This window comes from Bacillus sp. TCT6 (assembly GCF_056033845.1).
In genome coordinates this window covers 703,587-720,660 of sequence record NZ_JBVYHX010000001.1, presented here as the reverse complement: position 1 = coordinate 720,660, position 17,074 = coordinate 703,587, and the positions used below count along the sequence as shown (strand labels likewise).

General features: G+C 34.7%; 19 protein-coding genes and 3 pseudogenes. 6 read left to right on the top strand and 16 right to left on the bottom strand.

Annotated elements, in window-relative coordinates; genetic code table 11:
* Position 1 precedes the first annotated feature (1 nt).
* Positions 2 to 385 carry a hypothetical protein gene (locus AC0ONG_RS03535; RefSeq protein WP_000129120.1) on the top strand — a complete coding sequence of 128 codons (384 nt, stop codon included), beginning with the start codon at positions 2 to 4 and terminating at the stop codon, positions 383 to 385.
* Positions 386 to 398: 13 nt separating this feature from the next.
* Here AC0ONG_RS03535 and AC0ONG_RS03530 read toward each other — a convergent pair.
* The 5 genes and pseudogenes from AC0ONG_RS03530 to AC0ONG_RS03510 all read right to left on the bottom strand — a co-directional run.
* A pseudogene (locus AC0ONG_RS03530) lies at positions 399 to 776 on the bottom strand (GNAT family N-acetyltransferase); the annotation flags it as partial.
* 189 nt (positions 777 to 965) lie between these two features.
* Entirely contained in the window at positions 966 to 1,628 is a 663-nt protein-coding gene (locus AC0ONG_RS03525; RefSeq protein WP_001036100.1) for a class D sortase, read from the bottom strand.
* 56 nt (positions 1,629 to 1,684) lie between these two features.
* Complete coding sequence (locus AC0ONG_RS03520; protein ID WP_000734538.1) at positions 1,685 to 2,257, bottom strand: excalibur calcium-binding domain-containing protein; 573 nt, start codon at positions 2,255 to 2,257, stop codon at positions 1,685 to 1,687.
* A 608-nt stretch (positions 2,258 to 2,865) separates the two neighbouring features.
* A pseudogene (locus tag AC0ONG_RS03515) lies at positions 2,866 to 3,410 on the bottom strand (GNAT family N-acetyltransferase).
* A 132-nt stretch (positions 3,411 to 3,542) separates the two neighbouring features.
* Positions 3,543 to 3,650, bottom strand: a complete 108-nt coding sequence (locus AC0ONG_RS03510) for a YjcZ family sporulation protein (protein WP_000540375.1) — start codon at positions 3,648 to 3,650, stop codon at positions 3,543 to 3,545.
* A 214-nt stretch (positions 3,651 to 3,864) separates the two neighbouring features.
* On the opposite strand from AC0ONG_RS03510, the gene AC0ONG_RS03505 reads away from it, so the two are divergent.
* Positions 3,865 to 3,999 (top strand): hypothetical protein, encoded by a 135-nt coding sequence (locus AC0ONG_RS03505; RefSeq protein WP_001177693.1) that lies wholly within the window; start codon positions 3,865 to 3,867, stop codon positions 3,997 to 3,999.
* A 92-nt stretch (positions 4,000 to 4,091) separates the two neighbouring features.
* On the opposite strand, the gene AC0ONG_RS03500 is transcribed toward AC0ONG_RS03505, so the two are convergent.
* Complete coding sequence (locus tag AC0ONG_RS03500) at positions 4,092 to 4,652, bottom strand: PRK06770 family protein (RefSeq protein ID WP_136996706.1); 561 nt, start codon at positions 4,650 to 4,652, stop codon at positions 4,092 to 4,094.
* A 186-nt stretch (positions 4,653 to 4,838) separates the two neighbouring features.
* On the opposite strand from AC0ONG_RS03500, the gene AC0ONG_RS03495 reads away from it, so the two are divergent.
* Complete coding sequence (locus AC0ONG_RS03495) at positions 4,839 to 5,039, top strand: hypothetical protein (protein ID WP_033668908.1); 201 nt, start codon at positions 4,839 to 4,841, stop codon at positions 5,037 to 5,039.
* A gap of 130 nt (positions 5,040 to 5,169) precedes the next feature.
* Here AC0ONG_RS03495 and AC0ONG_RS03490 read toward each other — a convergent pair whose 3' ends face one another.
* On the bottom strand, positions 5,170 to 6,645 hold the full coding sequence (locus AC0ONG_RS03490) for an MDR family MFS transporter (RefSeq protein ID WP_016078016.1): 1,476 nt from the start codon (positions 6,643 to 6,645) through the stop codon (positions 5,170 to 5,172).
* A 142-nt stretch (positions 6,646 to 6,787) separates the two neighbouring features.
* Between AC0ONG_RS03490 and AC0ONG_RS03485 the strand changes: the two genes are divergently transcribed.
* Complete coding sequence (locus tag AC0ONG_RS03485) at positions 6,788 to 7,363, top strand: TetR/AcrR family transcriptional regulator (protein ID WP_000999304.1); 576 nt, start codon at positions 6,788 to 6,790, stop codon at positions 7,361 to 7,363.
* A gap of 172 nt (positions 7,364 to 7,535) precedes the next feature.
* Here the strand turns inward: AC0ONG_RS03485 and AC0ONG_RS03480 are convergent, their stop codons facing one another.
* Positions 7,536 to 7,691 (bottom strand): hypothetical protein, encoded by a 156-nt coding sequence (locus AC0ONG_RS03480; protein WP_016078017.1) that lies wholly within the window; start codon positions 7,689 to 7,691, stop codon positions 7,536 to 7,538.
* Between the two features lie 308 nt (positions 7,692 to 7,999).
* Positions 8,000 to 8,767 carry a TSUP family transporter gene (locus AC0ONG_RS03475; protein WP_000348433.1) on the bottom strand — a complete coding sequence of 256 codons (768 nt, stop codon included), beginning with the start codon at positions 8,765 to 8,767 and terminating at the stop codon, positions 8,000 to 8,002.
* Positions 8,768 to 8,967: 200 nt separating this feature from the next.
* On the opposite strand from AC0ONG_RS03475, the gene AC0ONG_RS03470 reads away from it, so the two are divergent.
* Positions 8,968 to 9,753, top strand: a complete 786-nt coding sequence (locus tag AC0ONG_RS03470; protein WP_016078019.1) for a TrmB family transcriptional regulator — start codon at positions 8,968 to 8,970, stop codon at positions 9,751 to 9,753.
* Positions 9,754 to 9,862: 109 nt separating this feature from the next.
* On the opposite strand, the gene AC0ONG_RS03465 is transcribed toward AC0ONG_RS03470, so the two are convergent.
* The 5 genes from AC0ONG_RS03465 to AC0ONG_RS03445 form a co-directional block, all read right to left on the bottom strand.
* Entirely contained in the window at positions 9,863 to 10,207 is a 345-nt protein-coding gene (locus AC0ONG_RS03465; RefSeq protein WP_136996566.1) for a DUF4064 domain-containing protein, read from the bottom strand.
* Between the two features lie 21 nt (positions 10,208 to 10,228).
* Positions 10,229 to 10,645 carry a DUF3862 domain-containing protein gene (locus tag AC0ONG_RS03460; RefSeq protein WP_000914238.1) on the bottom strand — a complete coding sequence of 139 codons (417 nt, stop codon included), beginning with the start codon at positions 10,643 to 10,645 and terminating at the stop codon, positions 10,229 to 10,231.
* A 123-nt stretch (positions 10,646 to 10,768) separates the two neighbouring features.
* On the bottom strand, positions 10,769 to 10,936 hold the full coding sequence (locus AC0ONG_RS03455) for a hypothetical protein (protein WP_000169782.1): 168 nt from the start codon (positions 10,934 to 10,936) through the stop codon (positions 10,769 to 10,771).
* Positions 10,937 to 10,980: 44 nt separating this feature from the next.
* Complete coding sequence (gene dnaB, locus AC0ONG_RS03450; RefSeq protein WP_136996563.1) at positions 10,981 to 12,267, bottom strand: replicative DNA helicase; 1,287 nt, start codon at positions 12,265 to 12,267, stop codon at positions 10,981 to 10,983.
* A complete protein-coding gene (locus tag AC0ONG_RS03445; protein ID WP_000312181.1) occupies positions 12,264 to 13,124 on the bottom strand; it encodes a DnaD domain-containing protein in 861 nt (286 codons plus the stop codon). Before AC0ONG_RS03445 ends, dnaB begins: the two co-directional genes overlap by 4 nt.
* Positions 13,125 to 13,505: 381 nt before the next feature.
* Between AC0ONG_RS03445 and AC0ONG_RS03440 the strand changes: the two genes are divergently transcribed.
* On the top strand, positions 13,506 to 14,474 hold the full coding sequence (locus tag AC0ONG_RS03440) for a ParB/RepB/Spo0J family partition protein (protein WP_136996560.1): 969 nt from the start codon (positions 13,506 to 13,508) through the stop codon (positions 14,472 to 14,474).
* 322 nt (positions 14,475 to 14,796) lie between these two features.
* On the opposite strand, the pseudogene AC0ONG_RS03435 reads toward AC0ONG_RS03440, so the two are convergent.
* Positions 14,797 to 15,102: pseudogene (locus AC0ONG_RS03435) on the bottom strand (nucleoside triphosphate pyrophosphohydrolase).
* 633 nt (positions 15,103 to 15,735) lie between these two features.
* Positions 15,736 to 17,004, bottom strand: a complete 1,269-nt coding sequence (locus AC0ONG_RS03430; RefSeq protein WP_136996557.1) for a DGQHR domain-containing protein — start codon at positions 17,002 to 17,004, stop codon at positions 15,736 to 15,738.
* Positions 17,005 to 17,074: the final 70 nt, after the last annotated feature.

Below are 17,074 nucleotides of genomic sequence, written 5' to 3'. Positions count from 1 at the left end.
TATGACGGATTTTATAGGGGAAATTCAAAAAATAGAGAAAGAAATAGAGAAAGCTACAGTTGGTGCAGTTGGAACTATTATAGATGAGTTGCAAGCTGTTAAAAAGCAATTAGAAAAAGAACTGCAGCAATCACTTTTAAAAACTGATGTAGCATTCAAAACAAATAGCATAGTAGCAAGCCAAAAACATGCCATTCAAAAAAACAAAGAAGCATTTCATGATGTATGCAAAAGTTTATCTGAACAAGGAATTGAATTAAACAAAAGTTTTGAAAGCAAAACAGGTAGTGCAATAAAAGAAACATTAAATAAACATCTCAATCAAATTCGAAATGAAATGATTTCTAAACAATATGATTTAATTAATAGTTGTGGAAAAAAATAAAAAATTCCTATTATTATTTTAATCTATATGTATTAGAAAAAGTCCCCTTATGTAGGACTTTTTCTAATACATGAATAGATGCTATATTATCAAGCATCTCTCCTGCTTCCATTCTATGTAGCTTTAATTCCCTAAAAGCAAAATCTACAACAAGTTGAAGAGCCTCTGTTGTATAGCCCTTTGTATTATGCTCCTTATCCAAAGTAAAACCCGTATAACAGCTTTGGAGGTCTCCCCTAACAATTTGAGTTAATGAAATGTCTCCGATAAGTTTATCATTTTCTCTTAAAAAGATTCCAAAAGGATATACTTGCCCTTCAGCTTTCTTTTTTAACGCTTGTTCGAGACGTATTTTTTGATGTTATTTTGTATAAAAAACTTTTGGGAGCAACCTGTTCTGTTGGCTTGATGAGCATGACATGCCGCCAATATTCCGAAAAAAAATCACGCTAAACAAAAAACTATAATAAACTTTCCGTATGAGCAGCTTATTTACATAAAAAAAGACACTCTAAGGTGCCTTTCTCCGACTCTATAACCACTTTAATTTTACTAATGTGTATTGGACTTTCCATCCTCATCAATGAATGGAAAGTAGAGATGCTTCAATTATGTACCGATCTGGAGCGTCTCCTATATAGTCAAAAGGATAACAAGTTGTTAATGTTAATGTCGGCTCACTTTTTTCTACAATAACTGTTCGATCTTCTGAATCTGTTATCCAATGCTTGTTAATTTCATATGTATATGTTTTATTTTCATATTCCACGATAAGTTGGTCATTTTCCTTTAATTGACCAAGCTCGGTAAAAACAGTATCTCTATGTCCACTTAAAACTGTATGACCATTTCCAGATGGTGTAGTAGTTAAGTCACTAACAAACATACCTACACCCTTTTTTAATACTTTATCATCAGCTCCCCAATATATAGAGTATTTCTTTTGTATTTTAGGGATAATTAAATATGCTACTTTATCTCCTAACTGATGGTTTACCTTTGAAGCAGGAATTTGTACAGGTTTTTCTTGTAATGAAGTGTCAGTCTTTATCTCTGTCTCTATTTGATTGATGTTTTGCGTTTCATTTTCTTTAGAAGGTGTGGAGGTCTCATATTGTTTAGCCTCGTTAGTTGTTAACGACTCTGCTGATTGTCTAGCACTATACCATTCTAGAAAATAATAGGAAAAGATAGTAAGTCCAATAACAGTTAAACATAAGCCTATCCATTGTTTTTTATTCACTTTTATCACTCCATTTGAAAACGACAGGATTTCTCCTGCCGTTTTAAGGAACTATTTTATGCGTTTGTCTTTTTACGACGGAACATTAATACAGAACCAGCTAATGCTAATCCTAAGCTTGCTAACATCATTGTAACACCGTTTGATGCTGTATTAGGTAATTTTTCACCTTGTTTTTTCGTTTCTTTTTTCACAACTGTATTAGTATTTTTCTTTGTTTCTTTTGCAGTTGTTTGAGGCTTAGTTTGTTCTTGTTTATTATTTGTTGTTTGGTTATTTTGTTTTGAATTCTCTTGCTTAGTGTTTTCTTGTTTAACAGGTTCTTGTTTAGTATTTTCTTGTTTAGGTTGTTCTTGAGGTTTAGTAGTTTCTTTATTTTCTGTTGTAGTATTTGTGCTCTTTGGATATTTATAATCTTCACATGGAATGCCGTCTTTATCATTATCTAAACGGTGTGGATCATTTCCAACACCATATCCATTTTGATCCCAGAATGCTTGAGCATCTTGTTGACTTTTAAAATGGCCACAGTTTTTTGTATCATTCGGACTCTTAGCTGCAAATGCAGAAGAACTGTACCCCACTGTTAATAGTGTTACCGCTGTTGCTGAAGCTAATAATTTTTTCATAAATTTCTTTATCCCCCTAAATGGTATGTATTTACATTGAAATATTTTACATTTAAAAATCTAAAAATACAATAATAATTTGTAGATAAATGTAAGATTTCTAGATAATAATACCAAACTATTAATTCATATATTGTCATATTATGTCGAAAGAAAATAAAAAAAGAGCCAAAGCTCTCTTTAATAACTAATACTAACCATAGTCACTATTCTCACAGTAATATGAATTTGATTTATCACAACAAATATATGTTGTTTGTTGGATAAATAATGGCCTTGATGAGGCGTTAACTGAAGTGGCATTTAACATCCTCAAATAAGAAAGTCCTTGTATCTCCCTGGTGTTAATCTAATTGTTTGTGGAGTTGTGGATTTAAATGTTCTACTAGTCAATGTGACGAACGCAGCAAATACAAAGCTAAAACTAAAACGAATAAGAGTCTTAGTGTGGTTAGTTGTAAAATTTTCAAATAGAGTAATTGTAGAGTTAGGTGGAATTTCAAGACTTGTAAGGTTAGTTTCTGATCCGAAAATTGTAAAGGTCTCTATAAAACTGTTGGTAGAGTTTGAAGAGTTACATGATTATCTTTATTGGAATCAAAATAAGCTTACACATCCAAACTATTGATAATAGCTAATATTTGATGATCTGTCCATTTGCCATTAATCCTTATATTTTCTTTCGCTATACCTTCTTTTTTAAACCCCACTTTTTCTAATACACGAATAGATGCTATATTATCAAGCATTGCTCCTGCTTCCATTCTATGTAGCTTTAATTTCCTAAAAGCGAAATCTACAACAAGTTGAAGAGCCTCTATTGTATAGCCCTTAGCATTATGCTCCTTATCTAAAGTAAATCCTGTATAACAGCTTTGGAGGTCTCCCCTAACAATTTGAGTTAATGAAATGTCTCCGATCAGTTTATCATTTTCTCTTAAAAAGATTCCAAAAGGATTACTTGCCCTTCAGCTTTCTTTTTTAACACTTGTTCAAGACGTATTTTTTGATGTTCTTCTGTATAAAAAACTTCTGGGAGCAATGGACAAACTCGTTGAAAAAATTCGCGATTTCTAATATGTAAGTTAGCTAACTCGTTGGCATCATCAGTTTTATAAAGCCGAATATAAATGTGCTTCCCTACTAGTTTCATAACATCCCTCCAACATTTTTATATGTCTAATGAGGCAAAAGTATACCGTATACTTTATACAGTTGGCTATTATCAGGAATCATTTTGCACGAAAGAAAAGACACTCTATATGAGTGTCTTTTCCAATAGTTTTTAGCAGAAGCAAGAAGCTCCAACGATGATTAATAAAATGAATAACACAACTAATAAAGCAAAGCCTCCAGAAAAGCCACAACCGCCACAACTACCACCATAACCCATAATAGTTCCTCCTTTAGATAAGAGGGGAAAACTAAGGTTCACTCATGTATTTTAATGGATTCGTTTCATCTTATGTTTTTCCGCATTGATTGAGCAGGTCCTTTCGAAAACTATTCACATATTAACTATATTTTTAAAAATGAATAATTTAACTATAACAATAAATAGATAAATTGATATAATGTATTAATTCTAAAAGAAGGGAGGAATAGCCATGCAATTAGTTTGTTTTAAAATAGTAAGTGGTCAGTATTTCTTGTTTGTAGAAGGTATTCAAATTCCTGTACCAATTCCAGCAGTTGCTGCAGCTTTATTAATTGGTTTAGGAGTAATTCCACTTTGTTCTTAATGTAAGGAATTCGGATCATTCCTAACTTTCAATTGGAAAAGCCTCAAGTATATGAATACTTGAGGCTTTCTTTATATCAAAGAAAAAACACCTTATAGCGCTTGGAGATCTCCTGATTTAACTAATGCGGCCGTTACATCCTCACCGAAAGTATTGAGACAGAATACTTGCTCGTCTACCTTATCCATTACTGTAACTTCACCTATCTTGCCACCTTGAAGTTTAATAAAATAGTTATGTTCTTCTAAAATTTTACTAAAATCTCTATTTGCCCATCTTTCAGTAATTGCTAATAGCTCTTCTTTATTCTTGAAATTGTTTCCGGTTAGAATGTTTCTTACTTTCTCTGCATTCTTTTTGGACATAGGAATTGCTCCCTTTCCTTCACACGCTTTTACTTTTTGATGAGTCATGCTATGCATAGCTGAAATAACTTCTTCTTCAGTAGAAGTTACTGTAATGTGAAGTTGTGCATTTGAACCTTTCACTTCTGCTTCATTCGATAGTATGTCTTCTTTATTAACCTCTGCAAAAACATGGTCCTCACCCTTAAGCGGGACTTCAGCAAACTGTAATATTCCATAAGTTATACCAGTTGCAAGTACTACTCCCCCTATAATAGATGCTAGCCAATACTTTAGCTTCTTATCCATCTTCACTTCCCCCGTCTTCGTTTACATACATTAACTAAAGAATACCATATTTAATTCCTTTTTATTGAAGAGTCTCTAATTTCTACTATTTAAAAATATTCTCATCGTCTAATGTAATACGATATAATCATTTTATAATACAAAAAAACCATATTCTCATTCCCTATTTTTTTGGAGGTGATTGTATTGAATAAAAACATCAATCTACTTCTTCAAATGATAATTGGAATTATAATTATGATCGCACCTATTCTCATAACAGGATCTATATACGATGTCACTAAATCATTTGGTGAACTATTAGTGGCAGAACTTATTATAAGAACACTTTCTCTCATTATTGGACTTTTAGTTATTAGCACAGCTTTGCATCGTTATTCTCAATAATTATTCATGTTCAAAAAATACAAATATTTTACATACCAATTCTTATGTATTAAGACATCAAAAACAAGTGTTACGAAAAAAATATAAAAAAGACATCTTTTTTAGGGAAAGATGTCTTTTTATATAAACCTTAATTCTCGTTCTGTAAAACCCTCGCTGCCGTTACTCCCTGTTTCTCTTCTTTTAAAAACAACGAGACGATAAATGCAACAATGATAAAGACTAACCCTAGTGTAAATGCACCTTGGAATCCGGATGTTAAACCGTTTAACTTCTCCACTGGGTCCAGTGGGTTTGCGGAGCTTTCCATATAGCTAGTTGTTCCTGAAGACATTTTCGAAATAAAGATAGCCGTACCAATTGCGCCAGCTACTTGTTGCAGTGTGCTAAACAGTGCTGTTCCGTGCGGATATAGATCTGGTGTTAATTGATTTAAACCGTATGTTTGTGCTGTCATAACAAACATGAGTCCAACCATTAATACGCTATGCATAACAATAATTTGTACCATTGATGTATCAGGAGTAATACCTTTAAACAAGAACATTGCAATTCCTACTAAGACAATACCGGGAACGATAATAACTTTCGGACTAAATTTATCAAATAGTTTACCTGCGATTGGCCCCATTATGGCGCTAATAACACTTCCCGGAAGCATGATGATTCCTGATTTAAAAGCTGTAACGAGTAAAACTGTTTGCAGGAACATCGGTAATAAAGTCATCGTTGAAAATAACGACATCATCACAATGACGATTAATCCAACTGATAATGTAAACATCGGAACTTTAAATGCGCGTAATTCTAAAATTGGATTCTCAATTTTTAATTGTCGGACGACAAAAATACATAATGAGATAAATCCAACAAGTAAAGCGCCATACACTTTCGTATCAGACCATCCTAAATCACCCGATGCACTAAAGCTATACACAAGTCCGCCAAATCCGAGTGTCGATAAAAGGATTGATGGGTAATCTACTTTTGGTCTTGTTAACTCTGAAACATTTTGAATGTACTTCATCCCAATCATAATGGAAATGATCACGATAGGAATAACAATATAGAATAACCAGCGCCAATTTAATGAATCCACAATTACTCCAGATAATGTAGGGCCAATTGCCGGAGCTGCCATCATCACGAGTGCGATTAATCCCATTGTCGCACCACGTTTTTCAGGTGTACAAATGATTAAAATCGTATTCATTAATAACGGTGTAATTAACCCCGTCGCTACAGCTTGGACGATACGGCCAATTAATAAAACGGAAAATGTCGGTGCGAATCCCGCAATTAATGTACCGACTAAAAACGTTACCATAGCGATCAAAAACATTTGCCTCGTTGTGAGCCATTGTTGAAGTAACGCTGTAATTGGGACTAAAACACCAACTACTAACATGTAAGCTGTAGAAAGCCATTGAATTGTTGAAGCTGTTACACCAAATTCTTTCATTAATACGGTTAACGCATTACCAAGTAACGTTTCGTTTAATAACGCAACCATTGCTCCTAAAAGTAACGCAATTAAAATGGGGGTATGTTTCAAATTAGAAGTATCAACTTTGCCACTTGCTGGGCTCTTAGTTGTCATATTCATTTACAAATTCTCCTCCTGTTTCTTACTTAAAAAACTTTAAATACACCGGAACACATGTAATATAATATACATATGTAGATTAAAAAGGGAGAATCAATTTTCAGCCACTGTATATTTAATCTACAAAAAAGGAGAATTGTAGATGAACGATAATGAAAAACAACTTGATTTACGTATTAGACGTACACATAAATTACTGTGGGATTCCTTATTTGAATTAATGACGCAATCAAAACAGAAATATAGTACGATCACGATTAACCAAATATGTGACCGCGCAATGGTACACCGAACAACCTTTTATAAACACTTCGAAGATAAAGATGCTTTATTAGCATTTGGATTTAAACGATATAGCAAGATGATTGCTGAAATACCAGTTTCAGATCGATTAAGTAAACCATTTCAAGTAATGGAACAATTCCTACACCATGAAGAAATCGGTAAAATATTAGAAACGCAAATGTCTGATGAACAATTCATTAACCGGACACAGTATTTAAGTCACGAAACGAGAAAACAAGAAATAGAAGCGTTACATCAACTGCGCAAAAATCATACGATGCCAAATGATTTAATCATTGAATTTTATTCAGGGGCAATCACCTCATTAAGCGCATGGTGGTTTAAAAATGAAAGAAAAGTTTCTGCTGCTGAAATGGATAGGTATCTTCACCAACTTATTAACCAGGATATTTTTCAGTTTGAAAAAGAATAAGACTACACCTTTTCAATCATGGAATCAAATTGACCATAAAGTAGGAGTATGATATATTTTCGGTAGAATATTATATAAGTGTGACAGCGAATAAATTGGCATATAATAAAAAGAAGAGATGCGCTAACATCTCTTCCCTAACTGCTACCGTATGGGTGGTAGTTATTATAAGCTATTTCTTTTTACGAAACCCACCCTTTTGCTTCCTACGGCGCGGAGTGGTTTTTTTGTTGTCCTTATCCAGAAGTTGCTTCCGCAAAAAATACGCTGAAACTTCACGTACAGTCGCTTTTACAAATTCTTTTACAAGGTCAAACAAAAACTCCATATTATTACCCCCTTTCCTTCCAAATGGAAAGAAGGGATAACCACCCACCCTCACAATATGCAGTTACATATATTTTAGCAAATGATTGTAAAGATATTATGTAAACAAAACAAATGAAATTTTATATAGAAAATATGAGTTTATATTATTTTTATTCTCTTCACTTAAATTTTCTTTTTTAATGAAAATTTTTCAGATGCTATCTTTGAATAAATAGCATCTGAAAAATGTTAAAAGGAATTTCCCCTAGTGTCTTCTTATATTTTATGTAATCTACATATTTGACCTTTTCTACATCCTTTGATTACTTACTGAATATAGTCATACAGATTTTTCGCTAACAATAAACAAGTTACTGTAATGAAAAGAGCACGAACATACCCACTTCCTTTTTTTATAGCGAATTTGGAGCCGACAATTCCTCCAGCAATTTGAGCAATCCCCATTATGAAGCCATACACATAGTTTACTTGCCCTACATACATAAACATCAACAATGCACCAACATTACTTCCTAAATTAAGAAACTTCGCCGTACCTGCTGCTTTTAAAAAATCATACCCAATAAATAAAAGAGCGAACATTAAAAACGAACCTGTGCCAGGCCCTAGAAATCCATCATAAAAACCAATAGCAAAAATAAAAAAGGTAAAAATAATGACGTGTCGACCAGACAATTTTTTATGAGTGGAAATACTTCCCCAATCCTTCTTGAATATCGTATAAATAGCGACCACACCAAGCATGATCAGCATTAATGGCTTCAGTACTTCTGGGTTCATTAAATGAACGGTCCATGCCCCTATTATGGAACCTATGAAAGTGATTGGAAATAATTTAAACGCCGATTTCAAATCAAGATTACCAGAACGATAAAACACAATATTACTAGTTGCACTCCCCATTGTTGATGCTAATTTATTCGTGGCTACTGCACTTGCTGGATTCAGCCCTGTAAATAATAAAGCTGGTAAGGCAATCAATCCACCACCACCTACAACTGAATCAATAAATGCAGCTACAAATCCAAAAACAATCAAAATCATTAATACGGATGGGTCTAAATAAAAATCCATACTAGTAGCCTCCCCTTTAGTCACTATTGTAATAGTAACTACCAATTTGCTAAATGTAAAGAGTTATTGTAACGTTGAACCAATCGGGCTTTTACGGGCAGTTGATTCCCACCTAACTTCTTTGCTTCCGCTGAATTTTGAGGTGGGGGTCTTACTGCCCGTTAAAGCGGGATAAAAGCAAACATCGGAGGACGAAAAAAGTGGACTACATAGTGCAACAGCTTAAAAAAATTGGTTTCAATGAATATGAAGCTAAATCTTATGTATCTCTTGTTAAACAAGGGCCTGTCACAGCCTACCAAGTGAGTAAGGATTCGGGTGTCCCAAGAGCGCGAATTTATGAGATTTTAGGTAACCTTGTAGAAAAAGGAATTGTCATGAAGGAAGAAATAAATGACACCACTCGCTATTCACCTCTACCTGTTGAAATCTTTTTACAGAAAGCTCAATCAGAATGGCATTCTACTTATGAAGGAATCAGTGATTCATTAAAAAAACTCGAAACTTCCGAGGAAAAAACGGATAATCGAGTGATTACTTTAAAAGACAACAAAACAATCATTAGCTATTGTCAGGCATTAATAAAAAAAGCAGAACAACGTATTGTCATTTCAATGTGGGATGAGATGTATGAAGCGTTAAAAGAGGAACTATGTGAGGTAGCTGATAAAGTTTCAGTACAAGGTATTACCTTACATGTTGAAAATCCAATTAAAAATCTAGAAGCTCATCGTATCACACCTTATACAGAAACCCTCTCTACAGAACATTGGTTTATTGTATCGATAGATTCTAAAGAGATGATTTATGGACCATCAATTGAAGAGCGTAATATTGCTTTTTATACAGATGACCCCGTTCATATATACTTACTTGAGGATTATGTATGGCATGACGTTTTAGTGAATCGACTTGTCCGACGTAGCCAAGACGACTTGGAGCAATGGATCACTGCAGAGAGACGATCTTTCTTTATGGGGAAATAAGAAGTATATTGAAGAGCAAATCAAAAAATTTGCGTATTAAACCTAACAACTTCTCCTTATAAAAATAGCCGACTATTATATAATAGTCGGCTATTTTTAACATGTTGATTTATGCAGACACTGCCACTTTCTCTTTACGAAACATTCCCATTAGCCCACCGATTAATAGTAAAACTGCAGGTAAAATATAAATGAAAGAAATACAAATGAATCCTCCAATTGCAGCAATTGTCATCATAGCCCCGCCCACTTTTGCTTTACTTTTTACCATAACTGATCCAACGATACCTTGAATTGATAATGCGACCGCTGCCCAACCTAAACCAATTACATTACTCGCTCCTTCTGCCTCCATAGCAGAAGCGACTCCACCTATAAATAAAGCAATAAATGCACATAAAATACCGAAAATACCACCAATAAGTCCTAATACAAATTCTGTTGTACGTTTCATTTTGAATCCCCTATCCTTCCTTTATTTCATTCCCATTTGTGCTTTACTCGTAGCAAGTTTTTGCCCATCTTTTTCAGTAAATGTAACATTAAAATTCGCTCCAAGGTCACCATTAATATTCTTTGTCCAGCTAGCAATAATCATTTTAATATCCCCAGCTTGAGACTCCGCTTTATTATCCGGCTCTCCAAACTTTGCGACCACATCTTCGTATTTCTCCCCACCCGCACCAGTTAAAGAATCACCTACTTTAATAGCTTCTACGTCAGCTGCTGAAATTTTCTTTTTACTTTCTTTATTTTCTTTATTTTCTTTCTTCGTTTCTTGCTTCGGCTCTTCTTTTTTCTCATTAGAAGCTTCCTTAGTAGCATCATCACATGCCACTAAACTTAATGCTACAGCACTTCCTAAAACCAATACCCCTAGTTTTTTTAACATTTCAAATCCCCCTATTAACTATAATGTAAGATTTCCAAGCCTATCTTAGCAAATAACCTACCCAAAATTTGTAATATTATGTCATGGATAATAAAAAAAGAGCAACACTGAATATCACCCCTTTTAATCGGATAAACGCTTCTCCCATTCTTTCACCTTTTCAATTGTTACATCTAATTTTTCAGCTATTTCTTCTACACTCATTCCTTTAAAGAGCATTCCAGCTGCCGAAAGTGCTTTATCAATTTCTTCTTGCTTCTCCTGTTCATATAAACGACCCACTTTTGTCATCTGTAACCACTCCTTTACTTTTTTATATACCTTCTTCTATTTTATCATCCAACCTCCACAAACCGCCCAAACTCCTTCAAAAATCTCAGCTTAAAACTACCAACAGGCCCATTCCGGTGCTTCGCCACATGAATCTCCGTCATCTCTTTCTGCACCGTTTCCTTATCATAATAATCCTCACGATACATAAGCATAATGACATCCGCATCTTGCTCAATTTGCCCAGTCTCTCTTAAGTCAGATAAAAGAGGTCGCTTATCTTGCCGTGCTTCTACCGAACGAGATAATTGCGACAACGCGACTACACAAACATTTAATTCGCGAGCCAATACCTTAAGCTTACGCGAAATTTCACTAATCTCTTGAAATCGATTGCCCCTATGCTTCGGATCACCCGTAATAAGCTGCAAGTAATCTACAATGACTAAAACCTTCTTATCACCGTTCTTCCTCTTTAACTTACGAGTTTGCATCCAAATATCTTGCACCGAAATGCCTACGTTATCATAAATTTCAAGCGGTAATTCCCCGATTTCCGCAAACGCCTTACTCACCTTTTCCCAGTCCTCTATCGCGAAACGATGCTTCGGATTTTTCAGCCTACCTCCTGACACCTCGCCTACGCAAGACGCCACCCTTTTTAACAATTGCTTACTACTCATCTCTAATGAAAATAATCCTACCGCCGCTCCAGATTTCGCCGCATGCAGTCCAACATTTAGCGCAAACGCAGTCTTCCCCATAGAAGGTCGCGCACCAAGGACAACAAAATCACCATCCTGCAATCCGCACGTCATTTTATTTAGCGATGTATAACCAGTCTCAATACCAGTAATCTCTTTCGCATCTTGATGAAGCTCTTCATATAAATCAACTAGCGCATCCTTCAAATCAAACTCACATACACAGTCCTTTTCCTCTAACTCACAAAGTGCCGTAATCGTCTCACCAATAATTTTCTCATTCTTCTCCGCAATAAGACGCTCCCCCATTTTGTGCCCGAGAACACCCGCCTGATACATTTTCCAGGCACCTCGAACAAGCCCCTCATAATAAGAGAAGTTGGCAGTTGTAGGCACACCATCCATTAACCCTATAAAATACTCCATTCCCCCGATCCCCTCTAAAAACTTCGGATCTACCCTAGAAATGAACGTCACAAGATCAATTGGTTGCCCCTCTTCTTCCATTTTTCGCATTAACTGAAATATAGACTTGTGCACTGACAGAGAAAAATACTGCTCCGTCAAACGGCACTCCTTAATAAGCTCTCCATTAAGTAATAGAGAACCTAACACCGTCTTTTCCGCCTCCACATTTTGAATACTCATGGCCGCCACCCGCGCTCCGCTAAAAAGCGCTGCAACTCTTCCTCAGACGGCGCATTCTTCTCCCACTCCTCACACCTCGCCAAAAACTCCTCCGTCTCCCCCGTACTAACAGACGAATCCTTCTTCCTAAAGCTCGCCGTATCCGCCTCAACCTCACACACTTTCGTAAACCCTTTCCCATGCCACCCCCTCAAAATCCCCTTCACATAAGCAACCGTCCGCTTATTATTCTCAAACGCAATTTGAAGAGCCTTCAGCACAAGCTCCTCTGACAAATCTTCCATCCATGCACTCAGTTCCTCCACAGTATGCGGAGACAAACTACCGAAATGTTGCTCATAGAAGGAAAACACACGACTTCCCGTCTCTTCCTCTATAACCTCTTCTTCCTCTGTCTCCTCACAAACTGGCTCAACATCATCCACAGCCAAATCACTCGGCATACCGAAATGCGCTAAAAGCATCGGAACATTCAGCTCCTCCTCTACGCACTTCTGAAGAAACATATGTACAAACTCCTTATTCTTCACACCCTTCAGCTCACGAAGCACACACTTCTCCACATTCGTATTCGTCACCGGATTATAACGAAGCCAATTTAAAACGAATAACTCTCGTGTATCCGCATCATAAAGAATCTTTCCATAATCAATGAAGCGCTGCACAAGCTTATCAACAGTCTCCCGATTATAACCAGTCTCCATCTCAGCTAACCGCTTTGGAAAAGGAAAAATCCCACACTGCGTCGTCTTCGAACAAGTTAACAAATACACATAAAAATACCGCTCCTCCGGCGTCAAATCCAAAACAAAATCATCCTGCCAAAAATTCACCTGCACAGTACGATACACCGCCATCCAAATTCCTCCCGTCCTAATTCAAAAATGAAAATTTCCTCTTTGTACTATATATAGGAAGGAGGGCCGGGTTTTTGGCGTGTTATTTCAAAATTTTTTTCGACTCCTACTACGGTGTTTGTTGTTATTTTTGTTTTGTTATGTTTTTTCTTAGTGATTTATTACTTGGTAGGGGCTTGTAAGGGGCTTAGGAGGGGCTAGTTGTCTGTTACTTCGATTAGGGAATCTCGTTTTAGAAGATGACTCTGTCTTCTGTTTAGTATATTAAAACCATTTGCTCGCTTTGTAGTACCTATAACAATAAATTTATAAGTTAAGTAATCGTACAAATTACTTATTGAATATTCATTAATAAACCCTAAAACAAGTAGGTGGTTTATATTGAAATTTAAAAGCATCGCTTTAGAACATATTAAACTAGAAGATGAATTCCGAAAGAATTTAGAGGATTTCAATCTTGCTACAAACATTAAAGAACATGGATTAATAGAACCACTTATTGTAGAAGAAAAAAATTTAAATTGTTTTATATTAGTCGAAGGTTATCGTCGTTTTTGGGCTTTAAAACATTTAAATATTCCAGTCGTAACATGCAAAGTGGAAAAACTCACCTCCAAAGACTCTAGAGTTCTAAAACGTCTTCGTGTTGAATTAAAATCCAAGAGAAAAACAGGTTATGAGGTAGAACGAATGATTAGTTTTTTACTTGATAATGGTTATACAGAAGAAGATATCGCTAAGCAATGTAACATACAAAAAAAGACTGTAAAAAAATACATTAATGGAAAAGATGTAAACATTCACTGGAAAATTAGGGCGGAACAATCTGGGGCTGGAAGACATGGATTAACTGAGATTCACCATTTAACTAATATACATCCCGACAATAAAGAATACGTAGCTGATATTTATATTAAACGTAGAATAAATGCTAACAATGTAGAAAGTATAAAAACACTTACCAAGTTAGATGAATTTAATAAATCCTCAAAGGATTTTCAAAGAGATTGTATTAACAATATGATCGACGACGAAAATTTAAATAACGAGGGAATTAAAGATATCGTTTTTACAAGATCATTAAAACAACAATACACTCTCTCGGCACATCAATATGTATTTGATAAAGTTCTTCATCTATTCGATAAATTAATAGATATTTACTGTCATAACTTTGTTAATCACCTTACTCCCATACAAAAGAAAGATCTACAAAGAAAAATAAAAATAATTTCTAATAAAATTGGATTACCTCCTCCTTCATCCACCCCTCCCAAAAAAATATTTTCCACTACTATTAAAAAGCATCAAGAACATACAATATTAATTAAAATCGATAAAAAATCCTAAAACCCTAATCGCTACTGTAATCCATTCTGTGTTTCTGAAGAGTATTGGCATATTATTTAAAGTTTACGAATTAATAGAACAGCAATGCTTAAATAAGCGTTGCTGTTCTTCTTTTAAAATATGTATGAAGACGATATTCATATATTCCCTTCACCTATCCAAATCACCCTTCTTCATCTTTTTTCTTCTATAAAAAACATATCAAAAATGTAAATACTCTTTGTAATATATAGGAAGAAAGATTAGGTTTTTAGCATGGGATTTCAATTTTTTTGACTACAACTACAGTAGTTTTTCTTAGTGGTTTATTACTTGGTAGAAGCTATTTATCGATTACTTCGATTAGAAAGACTCGATTTGAAAAGCCACCTCGTTCTTCTGCTTTCTTTTTACGGATGTTGTTGATTTCTTTTAGTGTTGTGCCTTCGCGTTCGGGTAGGGCATTTATTAGTTCTAGTAGGTCGGATAGTTCTTCGAGTTTGTGTTCTTTAGTATTTGCTTCCAGATATTCGGTTAGTTTTCCCTCTGTTTTTTTGCAGATTTCTTTTATCTATTCGTCTTGGGGTAGGATTTTTGTTGTGGGTGTTTTTCCGTTGGTTTTTATTATTTGTGAGATTTTGTTTCGGATTAGTTTGTTTTAGGTTGGCATGGGATTTTCCTCCGCTGATTTTTCTTCTATTATAGCTTTTTCTACTTTTGGGGATTTTTTCTTTAAATCTTCAATCTCTTTATTTATTGATTTTATATTTCGAAAACTTCGATGATAGTATTGATAATCAATGTATTGTACTTTTTTGAATACCTGATCTAAGGCTACTTTCTTGACTCAATCACTGTCGCTCTCAAATACTCTACTAAATATTTATTTTTTTGTATTATAATCTGTATAGGCGTCTTTTATATTTATTTTTTTACTAAAAAAGGAATTTATGTATCTTTTTTTGATAAGTAAATTAGGGAGAGTTTCCGCCGCAACTCTAATAAGATTGTAAGGAATTATACTTATACTAACGCGGGCATTAATGAAACAAGAAACCAAAAAGAGCCTTTTGGTTCTTTTTCTTTTGATAAAATATCAACACTATCGTTTAACAGAGTCTAATTTTTAATTGCATTAGGCTCTATAACTATTTTTCATTGTTTTGGTTTAGAGGATGACCTATCCCTGGTGCAGGAGCAGCACTCCAGAGAACTTTAGTTCGAGGACCCTTTAGAAAAGATAAAAATCCTGCTACCAGATCAGGATTTTTACCTTAAAGACTTATGATATTTTTTTCTTACTTGGTACTATAGGAGCAACAAAATTTTGACTTGCTATATGTTGTGTTAATGCAGTCGTAATAATACCAATACCTTTACCACTAGAGTAACCTCCAAAACAACCACTTTCCCAATTAATTAGGAACTCCATATTTCCTTCTATATTTAAAGTTTTTCCATTTTTTAAAGTCTTTTTAATTACATTTCGGTAAACTGTTATATTAGGAGTTATTCCTGATACTGAAACTCGACTATGGAGTGTATTGAACAAGCGCATCATAATTTGAAAACCCATAGATTTTACTAAAATGTGATGTTTTGTATCTTCCCAAGCTTCAGGGAATTCAAGACTCCAAGCAGTGAAGTAGTCATTAAGTAAATCAATTTGCCGGCTTTTACTCATATCGGTAGATAGATATGGAATGATCTGGTCTTTAAGTAACTTTAAGAATGTGCTGTTAGTTACGTAAGTTTTTTTCATACTTTCTGGACGTTTACCATCTATATCTTTAATCCGTTGATACAGAATTGACTGTGGATTATCGTTTAACCCTTTTATGATAGTATCAGCAGTTTCGTCAGTTCCTGCAAGAACACCAGCGATAGCTTTCATTGCTAGTGTATGAACTGGACTAGGTTTTTCTTGTTTTTCATTAATGTCAATAAAAATACGAGCCATATCATTATTAGGTAGATCTAAGTATACTGTGACTGTTAATTCAATTTCCATTCGACCAGCTAAGTAAAACCCTTCGGTGCGATGATGTGAATCAATAAGAACTCCTAGAAACAGTAATGCTTCATCTTCAGCGTTTAAATAACCATCTTCATCTGCTGTAATAGCTTTTAATTTTTCTTCATACTTAATTAAATCAATCACATACACGGCTTCTTTGGGTGTAACTAGTGACTGCTCAAACGTAACGATATCTGCTAAATGAGGGCGCTTTCCATCTCTGTTTGTATATAAGTTCATAATAACTGCATTGGGAGAAGAAAATTTTGCAGTATCTAGTGCTTTTTCACAAATTTCTTTGATTTTCACATCTTTAAGTGCACGTTGAATTCCTCCTGGATTATCATAGTCCCGTGGAATTCGACGAACCAAAGCAATCGATTCATTAACAGCAATTGTGCTGGTATACATTTCGTACTCATTTCCTTGTTCTAATTTCACCAATTTAAGTTTTAAAGTATTCCCTACTTTTTTGCGAATTTCTGTCACTAACCTTAATAGTTCTTCTTTTGTCTTTGAGTATGCTTTTTTCATAGTAAATTTATCCTTTCAAATAGTGTAAAGTAAAACTTAAAACCTTCAAAGTCATAGTTAATCATAGGTA